Annotated in this window: 7 protein-coding genes; 1 reads left to right on the forward strand and 6 read right to left on the reverse strand. The window is 44.4% G+C overall.

All coding sequences use genetic code 11. The features are described 5' to 3' along the window. Window positions 1-40: 40 nt before the first annotated feature. From DUL71_RS17385 to DUL71_RS17410, 6 genes are all read right to left on the reverse strand, one after another. Window positions 41-2,323 carry a GH92 family glycosyl hydrolase gene (locus tag DUL71_RS17385; protein WP_114939313.1) on the reverse strand — a complete coding sequence of 761 codons (2,283 nt, stop codon included), beginning with the start codon at window positions 2,321-2,323 and terminating at the stop codon, window positions 41-43. A 336-nt stretch (window positions 2,324-2,659) separates the two neighbouring features. Beyond that, window positions 2,660-4,846, reverse strand: coding sequence for a hypothetical protein (locus DUL71_RS17390; protein WP_114939314.1), 2,187 nt, complete (start codon window positions 4,844-4,846; stop codon window positions 2,660-2,662). A gap of 77 nt (window positions 4,847-4,923) precedes the next feature. Beyond that, window positions 4,924-5,673 (reverse strand): DUF3823 domain-containing protein, encoded by a 750-nt coding sequence (locus tag DUL71_RS17395; protein WP_114939315.1) that lies wholly within the window; start codon window positions 5,671-5,673, stop codon window positions 4,924-4,926. A 13-nt stretch (window positions 5,674-5,686) separates the two neighbouring features. Then, window positions 5,687-7,609 (reverse strand): RagB/SusD family nutrient uptake outer membrane protein, encoded by a 1,923-nt coding sequence (locus DUL71_RS17400; protein ID WP_114939316.1) that lies wholly within the window; start codon window positions 7,607-7,609, stop codon window positions 5,687-5,689. Between the two features lie 15 nt (window positions 7,610-7,624). Beyond that, a complete protein-coding gene (locus DUL71_RS17405; protein WP_161964459.1) occupies window positions 7,625-10,795 on the reverse strand; it encodes a SusC/RagA family TonB-linked outer membrane protein in 3,171 nt (1,056 codons plus the stop codon). A 529-nt stretch (window positions 10,796-11,324) separates the two neighbouring features. Then, complete coding sequence (locus tag DUL71_RS17410; RefSeq protein ID WP_114939752.1) at window positions 11,325-12,512, reverse strand: class I SAM-dependent rRNA methyltransferase; 1,188 nt, start codon at window positions 12,510-12,512, stop codon at window positions 11,325-11,327. 165 nt (window positions 12,513-12,677) lie between these two features. Here DUL71_RS17410 and DUL71_RS17415 point away from each other — a divergent pair, with 165 nt between their 5' ends. Then, window positions 12,678-13,532: a DUF2911 domain-containing protein gene (locus DUL71_RS17415; RefSeq protein ID WP_112575697.1), complete on the forward strand. Its 855-nt coding sequence runs from the start codon at window positions 12,678-12,680 to the stop codon at window positions 13,530-13,532. Window positions 13,533-13,651: the final 119 nt, after the last annotated feature.

Genomic DNA, 13,651 nt, shown 5'->3' on the forward strand with positions numbered 1-13,651 from the left:
AAGGGTTCGAAATGACATTTTATTTTGTTAAAAGATTTCTTTATTTCTCTTTATCGTTACTCATTGAATACGGCACATCGGCATCTTTTGTACCGCGGTCTTTATTCGGAGTTGCCTGCATATCAAAATCAAGCACTGCTCCGTTTAACAAACCTTTGTGGCTTAACCAGTTGTTGGTATATGGTTTACCATCAACAGTAAGTGTGTTTACATACCTGTTTTCGTCGCTGTTTTTTGGCGCGTTGATGGTGATGGTTTTACCGTTTTCTAAATTAACAGTCACTTTTTTGAATAACGGAGCACCTAATACATATTGGTCGCTGGCCGGGGTAACCGGGTAAAAGCCCATGGCCGAGAAAATGTACCATGCAGATGTTTGCCCGTTATCCTCATCACCGCAATAACCATCTGGTGTAGCCCTGTAAAGCCTGTTCATAGCTTCGCGAACCCAATATTGGGTTTTCCATGGCTGGTTTGCGTGGTTGTAAAGATAGATCATGTGCTGAATTGGCTGGTTACCATGCGCATACTGACCCATACCGGCAATCTGCATTTCGCGGATCTCATGGATCACGCCGCCATAGTAGCTATCGTCAAATACCGGAGGCATTTCAAATACCGAATCCAATTTGGCTGCAAATTGTTGTTTACCACCCATCAGATTTATTAAACCCTGAATATCGTGAAACACTCCCCAGCTGTAGTGCCAGCTGTTACCTTCGGTAAAGGCATCGCCCCATTTAAACGGATTAAAAGGAGTTTCAAAAGTACCATCCTGGTTTTTACCGCGCATCAATTTAGTTTGCGGATCGAACAGGTTACGGTAGTTCTGGCTGCGTTTTTTATAGATCTCAATTTCCTTTTTAGGTTTACCAAGGGCTTTACCTAACTGGTAAATCGCAAAATCGTCATAAGCATACTCTAAAGTACGTGCAGCGTTTTCATTGATCTTCACATTGTAAGGCACGTAACCTAAAGTGTTATAATATTGCACTCCACGACGACCGGTAGCGTTAGGACCTTCGTTATTAGCACCGTGCTTAAGTGCCTGGTATAAAGTTTCGATATCATAACCACGCAGGCCTTTCAGGTAGGCTTCTGAAACTACCGATGCGGAGTTATTACCGATCATACAATCTGCATAACCTGGGCTCGACCACTCAGGCAACCAACCACCTTCTTTGTAATCATTGATCAAACCTTCCTGCATTTCTTTGCTGATAGATGGGTAAACCAAATTCAGGAAAGGATAAAGTGCCCTGAAAGTATCCCAGAAACCGGTGCCTGCAAACAAATAACCCGGTGCAACTTTACCGTTGAATGGGCTGTAGTGTACATTTTGTCCGTTAGCATCAACCTCGTACATTTTGTTAGGGAAAAACAGCATACGGTAAAGGCTGCTGTAGAAAGTACGGGTTTGGTCGATAGTACCACCTTCAACATTCAGGCGGCTCAGGGTTTTGTTCCAGGTATCTTTAGCTTTTTGGCAGGTTGCGGCAAAATCATCGTTACCTAATTCACGTTTCAGGTTAAGTTCGGCCTGTTCAATACTAATAAATGACGAAGCAACTTTCAAATGAACTTTTTCACCTTTGGCAGTTTTCAGCGTGATCACAGCGCCGGCATGGTCGCCGGTATACTCCAACTGACCTGCATCTTTTTTCCAGTCATGCCATGCTGATGCCAGTGCGAATGGTTTATCTACGTAAATAACAAAGTAGTTTTTGAAGTTGGCCGGTACGGCACCGCTGTTTTTGGTACTGTAACCGATAATCTTTTGCTCTCCAGGGATGATCTTTACATAAGAGCCTTTATCAAAAGCATCAATTACGATGTGCGAGCTGTCGCTTTTAGGGAAAGTGAACTGGAAACTTGCCGCGCGCTCGGTGGGTGTAATCTCTGTAGTTACATCATAATCTGCCAGGTAAACGCTGTAGTAGTACGGTTTTGCAGTTTCGGCTTTGTGCGAGAACCAGCTGGCGCGATCTTTTTCGTCGAGCTTTAGTTTACCAGTTTCCGGGAAAACAGAAAACATACCGTAGTCATTCATCCATGGCGATGGCTGGTGCGTTTGTTTAAAACCGAGGATCTTATCGGCATCATAGGTATACTGCCAGCCATTGCCCATGGTTCCGGTTTGGGGTGTCCAGAAGTTCATACCCCAGGGCAGGGCTACTGCCGGGTAAGTATTACCGTTGGATAACGACGGCTTTGATTGTGTACCCATGAGCGGGTTGATCAGATCGACAGGTGACGACACCTTTTCTTGTGCCGAAAGTGCTGCCGGTAAAAAGGCAAACGCCAGGAGAAGTAACTTTTTCATTTATTATTATGGGTGCTTTATTTTCAAATCATTACATGATTTAGTACTCAAAGAAATTTAAAGTGGGGGATTGCGCGATTCCCTCCCCCGGGAGGGTGTAGGGAGGGGTTAACTGGTATGCATATTCGCTTAGCGAGACATATAACCCCTCCCTGCCACTTCACATCCTAACACACCCCTCCCAAGGGAGGGAACTATTTTTCTTTTCTCAATAACCGATGTTCAATACAAGGACAATTTTTTTGAGCGAATGTACAGACCAAACATCAAAAAACTTCCGCACATGAAATTTCATGTACGGAAGCATAAACCAACTCTCTCTCAAAAAAGAATCTTTTACCATTTAATGCTCACCTTAATACCATCGGGGCTGTTGGCGAAGCTCAGGTACAAGGTGTTTGATGATTTATCCCATGAGGATTTTACATCAGTAATGGTTTTTCCTGTATTATCGGTAACTACTGTTGCCTTTGGTTGCGCCGGCAATAAAATCCGGGCGCTGTTTAATGTATTGATAGGGCTTTTGGTTACAAAAGTGTAACTACGGGCTGTTGTTGCCTCATCGTAAACCCTTGAAGCAGACGTAAGCACTTTTGGCTGCTTTTTGTTAGGCACACGGTTTACCACGTATAATAAAGCCTGCTCACCCGGGTTAATAGTTTTTTCGGCCAATACCGGTAACTTCGGATCGAAAAGATCGATAACCGGGCCTTTTACTGTATATGGTTTACTATCGGCATTTTCGTCCATCACGGCAATTACGTCATAAGGGCCACGCTCCAGGTACATGCTATTTTTAAATGGCAGGGTACCACCCTTAGCATCTTTTTCGTAAGCCTGTTTTACAGTTTTGATGAAGCCATCATCATTACCGGCCTGCATTACATACTCTTTCGGATTTTGCCTTAACACGTAAACCGCGCCTTTACCTACAGCAAAACGCTGATCATCGCCGGTTGGGTTGATGCCTAACAGCTTAAACAGGTGCTCTGACGGTGCTTTAAAACTGTTGCCTTTAGTATCCCACCATTCCATTACTGATTGGTACGGATCATCATCGCGACCGGCGTAAATTAAAACACCACCATTTTTAACCCACTCAGCCAAATGCTCATGAACCTCGGCCGACACCGGCTTCATGTTAGAATAGCTCATCACCAAAACTTTGATGTTCTTTAGCGATGCCGCATAGCCTAAGTTTTCCATGTGTACAGTTTGTACCGGAACACCACGTTTTACCAGCGGCAGGGTTTGTCCGTAAAAGTTAGAGAACTGCGGATCTTCAAAGCCGTTATGCGTAGGGAACCGCTGGAACATCAGTGTATTGCTCATCAGCACACCGATGCCATTAACACCGGAAACTTTGTTTGATGAAACGGGCATATCATTCAGCGCGTTCACCATGATCTGCATCTGGGTTGAATAAAACTGCGGGATCAGTGTTTTTTCGTTAGTACCCAATACAGGGTACGGATGCGTGTAAATGCGCTCCGGCCATGGCATTACCTCATAATCGGCAACCATCGGATATAACAATTTGGCAGTGAACGTAGCCTGGTAGTTGCGTTTGTAATCACTCCAGTCATGCACACGGTCTTCAATCGGGTCGGTAAGGAAAAACACTTTGCGGCCTGTTGGCGCGGTCATTGATACTACCGAACCATATTCCAGAAACGCGTTTTCGAATACCCGTTCTTTTCTTTCGCCGTTAAAATAAGTAGGCTCACGTGAGGTTCCTGTCCATACCTGTGCAATATAACCATCGATACCAGGTAATGATGCCAGACTTGCCTCTGGGCTTACAATTTGCCATGATGAGTAATTTACCAGCGAATGCGTTGCGATGAACACTTTAATTTTCATGCCCTTGCTTTTGCCGTACTCTTTGGCGTATGATGATACCTGTTTTATAGTTTCATAATACAGGTTATATTTTAGCTTGTTTGATAAGTAAGTATTTTCAGCAGATGCATCCTGTGCTTTCCAGGGGAAGCCATAATATTTTTGCCATTGCTCTTTGAAACCTGCACTGTAACCCGCACGGGCCCAAAACTCCGGTTCTTCTAAAAAAATATTGGTGATACCAACGTCAATCACCCTTTTTACCACGGCGGTTTTCATGTATTCGATAAACGAATCATCCGGACACACATAAGGCATATCCTTACCGTGAAAAATGGTATCTCCTTTTTGTGTTACCTGCCCTACACCAAGGTGGTTCTTGCCATCCCATTTACCCAAAAAGTAATCTTTGTAATCGCCCCAGGCAATACCTGTCATGAAGTTTACATCGTAACCACGGTCGCGCCATGATTTAACGCGTTGCTCAAAGGTCATGTTGGGGTGATCGTTGGTGCCATAAACAATGGCAATATCCGAGCGCACATCAATCTCAGGCCTCCACGGGCTGCTGGTTTGGAATGCTGTTTTCTCTTTCAGCGATGCCGGTTTCGGGTTAGTCCCCTGTGCAAAAGCCCCGGCGGCAAATGCAAGTCCGCAACAAAAAAGTAGCGTATTTTTCATAGTTGTGTTTTGTTAAAACTGTGTTTGGGAGAGAGCCACTCCCACGGCCCCTCCCTCACACAGGTATTATTTATTTTTTACGGAACCTTTACCTCTTTAACGTCGGTATAGTTGTAATAATTAAGACCATAAGAAATCCTTGCACCTACACGTACAAAATAGCTCCTTTTACCTGGCAGCGCGCCGCCAAGCGTAGTAAGGCTAACCGTTTTTCCGATGGTATTATTTGCATCGTTACCGCTCAATTTAGGCGTATAACGGTTATCGTAGTTGTTATTGCCTACGTAGTTGTTTGAGTTAATAAATACAGCTACGTCACTCACGTTTTGCTGAAAATTAGCATCGGCAGTACCACGGGTAATTTTAAAGCTGGTAGTAATAGTGCCATCTGCGTTTAACACAGGATCGCCCACCCATTCTATCCTTAAAAACGGCTCAACCGAAAAGTTTACGGTGGTTACGTCTTTAACATCAACCGTCTGGCTTTTATCAACAATGGTTTTTCCGGTGTTATCAACCTGCACCAATGGCACAAAAGCACCCTCTGCCGAAATTACGTTTTTACCCGCAAACAGTTTGGTGTTTTGGTAAGTACCATCCTGGTATGAAGATATATAAAACGGTGTTGGTGTGGCGCTCCAGCTTATCTCCAACAATTTGATACGGGTACCTGATCCCTGCTCTGTTTGCAGACTTTTGCCCGTACCGGCATCAGTTACCGTACCCTTTAAGGTAACATTGGGAGCTGCATAATTATCAACCTTTTTGCATGAGCTGCCCGCGGCAACCAATACACTTAATGCTATGCTATAAAATAGTTTTTTCATCTCTCTCTTAAAATTAATAACCCGGATTTTGAATTAAATTCTGGCTTTTCTGAATCTCGCCATCAGGTATCTGCTCATAGTACCAGCGCACGTCAAAAGTATAGCGAGAGTTACGCTCATCTAAACGGGCGTCAAAAAAGTACTTGCCATCATTAGCCGAATAGAAAGGCATCAGCGTACGATAGATAGTACTATTCTGCTCCTTGTCGGCTACCCTCCAGCGGCGCATATCCCAATATTGTTTATTCTCAAAACCAAGCTCTTTTTTACGCTCTTTGCGCACTACATCTATATTCACATCGGTAGTTCCTGCTAAAAGATCAGCACCGGCGCGCTCACGGATCTGGTTGATCTGGGTAAAGGCATCCTGAACATAGCTCTTATCTGACTGGCCAAGCGAGTTCAGCTCTACCGCCGCTTCAGCACGGTTAAGTAATACTTCGGCATAACGCAATTCAATCCAGGTTTGATCAGAACGGTTTTCCAATACTTCAGATGTAGGCTTATCGGGTACAATGTATTTACGAACCGAGAAACCTGAAACCGAACATGTACCATCGCCTGTAAAGAAACCACTTAAACCGGCAGGGTTCATGGTTGTACCGTTTGGCAATTTGTAGGGAGTTTGGCTGGCATTAGCTGACTGAACAATGTTTGCGGTTGGATATTGAGCCGTTGAACCTGCAGGTAAAAGCGGGCTGATACCACCTGCCGTAGGGCCGGTATAAATACCACGACGGATCTCAATGCTTATACCTTTCATAATATCACCCGGTAAAACTACAGTTGCCCTTAACCTTGGCTCGGCATTGGCAAACAAATCCATAGTGTTGGTGTACAAATCATATTTACCGTTGGTAGTAGTTTTGATAGTGCCATCGGCATTTTTAGGGATGCCGTCAAACATCTCCACAAAATTCAGGGAAGGGTTAACTTCAGATGAATAACCGTTTGCACCCATTAACTGGCGGGGCACATTATAGGCATCATAACCATGTACAGATTCCGGATAGTGGTATTGGCGCACAAATATGTTTTCTGGGCTTGAGGCATCAAAAAACATGTTAACATAGTTTTGATATTGCGCGTTTTTATCGCCAGCAGCCCATGATTTTTTGTATAGGCTGTATTTGCCATCTAATAAAGCCGCCGCGTCATACGCTGCTTTAAAGTAGGTAACCGCTTTTGCCGCAGGGATACCGCAAAGCCTGTTGCCGCTGCCATCAACCAACGAGATATTGTTATATTTAGCTACAGTACCTGCGTAAAGCATAGCCCTTGATTTGAAACCGGCAGCCGCATATTTGTTGGCACGGCTCACCTGATTGCTTGCAGGCAGGTTTGTATAAGCATAATCCAGATCGCTGCTTATCAGGTCATAAATCTTTTCTTCAGATGAACGCGGGATCCTTAATTCAGCAATACTTTGTTCAGGATAGTTCAGTACCTTATCAACAAGCGGTACTCCACCATAACGTTTTACTAAAGCAAAGTAAGTAACCGCGCGGATAAAGCGGGCTTCGCCTAACCAGGCATTAACCTGATCTGGAGTGTAGTTACTGGCATATTTAGGTAGATTTTCTGCAAAATAATTAGCGTCCCTGATGGTTTTGTAACAAAGGCTCCAGGTGGTTGGCCTATCATCAAAAGTCAGGTTTTCCTGCATCGAACCATTTTGATCGCGGCTCAGCGCTTCGCCGGTAGTAGCACTAACAGGCGCTATGATCCAGAAAAAGTTAAGACCACGGGCAGGTGAATACCTGAAATCTTCAAGAGGCAGCTCGGCATACATCCTGGCCATATAAGCCTGGATACCGGCACTGTTTGAAAAAACGTCCTGGTCGGTAATGATGTTAGGTGGCAAGGTATCCAGCTTTTTACATGCCGATGTCCAGCATAGTAAAAAAGCCAATATCATATATGAGTATTTTTTCATGATCTGAGTAATTGATTAAAGTTTAACATTTACGCCAAGCGAGAATATCTTATCAAGCGGGTATAAATAACCGTAGTTGGCCGATGGGTGCTCGGGATCAAGATATTTTAAACCGGTTACTGTTAACATATTATAACCGTTTACAAAGATCCTGGCACCTTTAATACCTGCCTTTTTCGCCGCGCCAGCCGGGATGCTGTAGCCAAGCTCAGCTGATTTTAGCCTCACATAAGCAGCACTGTGAATGTTTGATAATGAATTGGTATTTGCTGTTGTACCTGTAAGGGCGAAAGTACCCGGGGTCCAAACGGTATTAGGATTATAAGGATCTGCCTTAGGATCGGTTGGGTGATACCTGTCCATAAACATACCCAAAGCACTGCCACCGCCCCATAAGGGAATGTTAAGTTGCTCTATGTATGATACGTTGATACCCGCCGCACCTTGTAATACCGCGCTAAAATCAAAGCCTTTGTACGAGCCGCCTAATGTTAAACCAAAAGTTGTTGCCGGCGTGCTGTAGTTGTTGTTACTTACGTTTTGGGCAATAGGGTGTACGTCCTGATCGTTGATCACGCCGTCACCATTCCAGTCCTGAAGGATATAATCACCAACAACAGCATTACGCGATACGTATTGCGGGCTGTTCAGGATCTGCTGGTAGTTTTGGAACTGACCGTTTGCTCCATATCCCCAGAATATGTTATTGTAACGGTTGTCATTATTATTATGCCAGTTTAACTGTGAGTTTCCATAGGCCGAATGTATTTTATAGATCCATTTTGAACGGGTATAACCAAATGTACCCTTGATCAGATAATTAAATTCGCCTATATGGTTACGGTGGTTAAGTTCGATATCAAAACCATCGGTACGGTCAGAGTTCAGGTTTTCCTGCGGTAAGCCTACACCAACAGCTCCGGGCAAATTATCAGCCCTGGTATCTGGCAGGCCACTGCGGTTACGTCTGAATACGTCCACAGTTACACCAAGCAAACCATGCCACGCCGCAAGATCGATACCCGCGTTGTAGGTTTTTGAAACGTTCCAGAATATGTAAGGGTTGGCGATGCCTTTGTTTTGTGCTCCTGAAACAAAAGTGCCGTCAAACACAGAGCCGGGAGTAGTGGTATTGTTACCGCCCTGGGCAGGATATAAATATCCCGAAAGGTAGTTATAACCATAAGTGCCGCTGTCATCACCTAACTTGGCATATGAAAGGCGGATCTTCAGATCGTCGATAAAAGAAAGAGCCGACGTGTTTTTCCAGAAATTTTCCTGCGAAACTCTCCATCCTGCTGATGCTCCCGGGAAAAAGCCCCACCTTTTAATTGGTGAGTTTTTAGAATTGGCATCATCCCTGAAACTGAACTCAACCAGGTACTTTGATTTATAATCATAGTTAACACGACCAACAACAGAGCGGGTTACATAATCAAACGGCCAGTTGGCATCTACGGTGGCGGTTTGGTTAAGTGAATTACCAGCCGCCAGCTGATCAATAGGTAACGAAAGCTGACGCATGGCATTAAAGTTGTCGCCTTTTTGCTCGCCTTCTTCATAAAGCGCTAATGCACTAATATTATGTCCGCCGAATGATTTGTTGTAGTTCAACGACAACTGCATCAGCGTGTTTGGCTTTTCGTAAAACTGCCTTGTAACAGCACTTGGCGATTGGTTGGCTATAGGCTGATAGGTATTGGAGTTTGCATCATAATTGTATTGATTATATGCTCTTTGATAAAGCTTATTGCTTGAAAAGTAATAATCATAGTTATACAAGCCCTTAGCGCTTAAACCCGGAACAAACGGCACTGTATAAGTAGCAGATACCGAAGACTGTAGCCATTTATTAGCGATTTGCTTGTAGCCATCTACACTTGCATCGGCCATAGCAACAGGGTTTGAACCATCAACCTGCCCGTTGTTTAAATATGACGGATTATCATTGGCATAAATACCTTGTGTAGGTACTTGCCTCCAGAATGAACGGATGATCCACCAGGCATCCTGGTAAGGCTGGTTCTTTTGTTCAAGGGTACCGCTCAGGTTTACATCAACAGTAAGGTTTTTGTTAATTTTTGTGGTGATGTTTGAGCGAAGGTTATACTTTTTATAGTTCAAATCGCCGCTTTTGAAAAAACCATCCTGATCGGTGATACCCATACTAATGAAATAGCTGGTATTATCGCTGCCGCCGCTTGCATTTAAGTTATGCTGTTGCTGAGGGGCGCTTTTACCAAACACCGCGCTATACCAATCGGTGCTTTTCTTTGCGCCACTGGTGTAGGCCTGAAAATCGGCATCGGTATATTTTACCTGCCCGCCATTTACGTTATGCAAAAGCTGTTCGTTCACTAAGGTCATGAAATCAACCGCGCCAACAGGTTTTGGCATGTATGCAGGAACCTGCCAGCCATAAGTACCCGAATAATTAAGGTCAACGGTTCCTTTTTTACCTTTTTTGGTAGTTACGATAACTACACCGTTAGCGGCACGTACACCGTAAACCGCTGCCGATGCATCCTTCAATACCGAAATACTTTCGATATCGTTTGGATCCAGCCTTGAAATGTTATCGCGGGGCACCCCGTCAATAACTACCAATGGCGCACCAAAACCGCGGATATCAAAAGCATTGCTGAAAGAGCCCGGCTCTGATGTGTTTTGGGTAACCCGCACACCGGCAACTTTACCGGCAAGCATGTTCAATACGTTCTCGTTTTTGGTAGTTACTATCTCGCTGTTGGTAACTGAGGCGATGGAGCCTGTAACCGACGCTTTTTTCTGCACACCATAAGCTACCACAACCACCTCGTTCATGTTAGTGGCGTTAGGCTGCATTTTGATGCTGATGGTTTTTTGGTTGCCAACACCTACTTCCTGCGGCACGTAACCCAGAAAACTAAACACTAAAGTTTGGCTGGGTTCGGCGCTGATGTTAAACTGGCCATTTACATTAGTAGTTGTGCCATTAGGCGTACCCTTTAGCTTAACGCTTACACCGGGTAACGGCTGGCCCTTCTCATCATTTACTACACCGGTTATTTTGCTGCCCTGAGCAAAAGCCGAAGTACACATGGCTAAAAATAAAAGGGCGGTTATGCAGCATTGAAGCATCCCTTTAATTTTAGCACGATAACGGATGCGATGGCATCCATCATAATTGGTAAAATTTTCGTACATAAATAATTGGTTAATGGGTTTATAACTCTTGCCAAAAAGGGAAGCAAAAACCATTAAACAGGGATGGTTAAACCCGCTTAATTTTTATCATGTTTTCCATTTGGCGTGACAATGATATGGCGGGTGGTATTAAAACAAGGGTTAAAAAAGGGGTTAATTCGGCTAAAATTTTATTAACCGCGCAAAAATTAACCGCTTTTTTAAGGGGATAGAAGGTTAATAACAAAAAACTACCGCAGGTTTAGCGATAGCATGCCTTGCGGTGGTTCTTAACGAGGCATGTAAAAAACATGTCATTGCGAGGAACGAAGCAATCGCACGGGAGCATAGCCGCTCTGTATAGTATGCGATTGCCACGTCGCGCCTGCGCTCAATCCAGTTCCGCTCCTCGCAATGACATGATTTTTATCTACTCAACAACTGTGGGGTGGAACTGCGTCTTAGCATCAATATGCATTAAACGCCGAAGGCCTGTTTTGCTACGCAAAACAGGCCTTCGGCTAACGTTCCCCCTTGAGGAGGTTAGGGGCTAAAACACCCGGCAAAGCAAGCCCTTCAGGTATTCACCTTCGGGGAAGGAAGCACGTACCGGATGGTCTTCCGGCTGATGAAACTGGTAAATGAATTGAACCTGTTTACCCGCATCAAGCGCGGCCCAGGCTATTACCTGTTTAAAGGTTTCCATATCCATAGCTCCCGAGCAGGAATAGGTAGCCAGCAAGCCACCCTCGTTAAGCAGCAGCATCCCTAAACGGTTTAAATCTTTATAAGCCCGCGACGCCCGGGTGAGTGCCGAGCGCGATGGCGCGTATTTGGGCGGATCGAGTACGATTACGTCAAACTTTTCGCCCTCATCCCTGAATTTACGCAACTGTGCATTCACGTCGGATTTAATGGCTGTATGTTTGGTTGCATCCAATTTATTCAGTCTGATATTCTCCGCTAAAGTTTCAATGGCCAAAGCTGAGCTATCCACACTGGTTACCGATGCCGCGCCTTCTTTGAGGCTATTCAGCGTAAAGCCGCCGGTATAGCAAAAGCAATCCAGCACTTTTTTATCCTTCGCATGCGCGGCCAAAACATGGCGGTTATCACGCTGATCGCAATAGAAGCCTGATTTCTGACCTTCGGTGATATTGATGCCATAAACTACATTATTCTCCAAAACCTCTACCAGTTCAGGCGGCGGACTGCCTGCAAGTACTTTATTCTCCGCTTCGGCCAAACCCTCGTGAGCACGGGAAGCATTATCGCTTTTATCAGAAATACTTTCGGGGTTAAGCAGCTTTTTTAGCTCGTCGATAATAACAGGCATCATATTTTGAATACCTGAGGTAAGTACTTGTACCGCTAAATGGCCGGCGTACTTATCAACAATAAGTCCCGGTAAATAATCAGATTCACTAAAAATGAGCCGACAGGTATTGGTGCCGTTAGCCAGTATGCTATCCCTACTTTTAACCGCTGTAGCTACTTTTTCGCGAAACCAGGCTTCATTTACCTGCACATCTTTGTTCCACTCCAGCAGGCGCAAAGTAACCCTCGACTGATCGTTATAAAAGCCATAGGCCATAAATTCGCCTTGTGTATTTACCAGGCGTACCACATCGCCATTGGCTGGCTTGCCCTTTACTTTTTCAATCGCTCCCGAAAATACCCAGGGATGCCTTTGCAGTACGGCTTTTTCTTTGCCCTTTTTTAATATAACGTCAATCATGGGTGCAAAGGTAATAAAGCGCTGGTAATTTTGGCCTTGCGGAAACGTTCCATCCATTTGTCGTGTATTTATGATGAGGCTTCTAAACCTTGAAAATATTTTTACGTCATACACAATAATATCCGCATTAAAACATTTGGTATCTTAGATTCGAAAACTATAATCATGAAAAAAACTTACGTACTCCTGTTCAGTATGCTGATAGCGTGCTGTTGTTTCAGTTCAAAATCATACGCTCAGATTCCCCGCATACCTGAAGCAAGCTCAACCCAAACCATTATCCAGGATTTCGGATTAGGAAAAGTAACCGTTACTTACTCCCGTCCAAATGTTAAAGACCGCAAAATATTTGGTGGCATCATCCCTTACGGCGAAGTTTGGCGCACCGGAGCCAATGCCGCAACTGTAATCACCTTTAGCGAGAAAGTTATTATTGAAGGTAATCCCGTACCTGCCGGTACTTATTCGTTATTCAGTATCCCCAATAAAAACGAATGGACCATCATCCTTAATAAAACAGTAAAACAATGGGGTGCTTACAGTTACAAGCAAGACCAGGATTTTCTGCGTTTTACTGTAAAACCTATCCGCGTAAGCGAAAAACGCGAAACCTTTACCATGGCCTTTGTTAATTCAACCACCAAATCAACCGATATGGTTTTGGTTTGGGACAAAACCGCGGCCTATATCCACATGGAAACCGACGACGACGCCAAAATCACAGCCAATATTGACGAGCTGATGAAAGGCGATCGTAAACCATATTATTTCAACGCCATCCAGTATTATTACGAAAACCATAAAGATGTTGATAAGGCATTAGGCTGGGTTTACGAGGCCGAAAAAATTGAGCCAAAAGGTCCGTGGTACAAACTATGGGAATCCCGCTTATTGTTACGCAAAGGCGATAAAGCCGGAGCCATTGCCGCTGCCGAAGCCGGCATAGCCTTAGCTAACGCCGATAAAGATGAAGAATACGCCCGTTTGAACCAGGAAGCACTGGATCAGGCTAAGCAGTAAACCCCTCCCAACCCTCCCCAAAGGGGAGGACTTTAAAATATTGAAGGGTCATTTTCTTTAGGGAATGGCCCTTTTTTATTGAATCACATGTCCTTTCTTAGATTTGAGTTAACTTAAGG

This window comes from Mucilaginibacter endophyticus (genome assembly GCF_003351025.1).
Lineage (GTDB): Bacteria > Bacteroidota > Bacteroidia > Sphingobacteriales > Sphingobacteriaceae > Mucilaginibacter > Mucilaginibacter endophyticus.

What these genes read in the sequence shown, in the direction of transcription:
- DUL71_RS17385 (WP_114939313.1), bottom strand. Translation starts at nt 2,323, where the DNA reads ATGAAAAAGTTACTTCTCCTGGCGTTTGCCTTTTTACCGGCAGCACTT.
- DUL71_RS17390 (WP_114939314.1), bottom strand. Translation starts at nt 4,846, where the DNA reads ATGAAAAATACGCTACTTTTTTGTTGCGGACTTGCATTTGCCGCCGGG.
- DUL71_RS17395 (WP_114939315.1), bottom strand. Translation starts at nt 5,673, where the DNA reads ATGAAAAAACTATTTTATAGCATAGCATTAAGTGTATTGGTTGCCGCG.
- DUL71_RS17400 (WP_114939316.1), bottom strand. Translation starts at nt 7,609, where the DNA reads ATGAAAAAATACTCATATATGATATTGGCTTTTTTACTATGCTGGACA.
- DUL71_RS17405 (WP_161964459.1), bottom strand. Translation starts at nt 10,795, where the DNA reads ATGTACGAAAATTTTACCAATTATGATGGATGCCATCGCATCCGTTAT.
- DUL71_RS17410 (WP_114939752.1), bottom strand. Translation starts at nt 12,512, where the DNA reads ATGATTGACGTTATATTAAAAAAGGGCAAAGAAAAAGCCGTACTGCAA.
- DUL71_RS17415 (WP_112575697.1), top strand. Translation starts at nt 12,678, where the DNA reads ATGAAAAAAACTTACGTACTCCTGTTCAGTATGCTGATAGCGTGCTGT.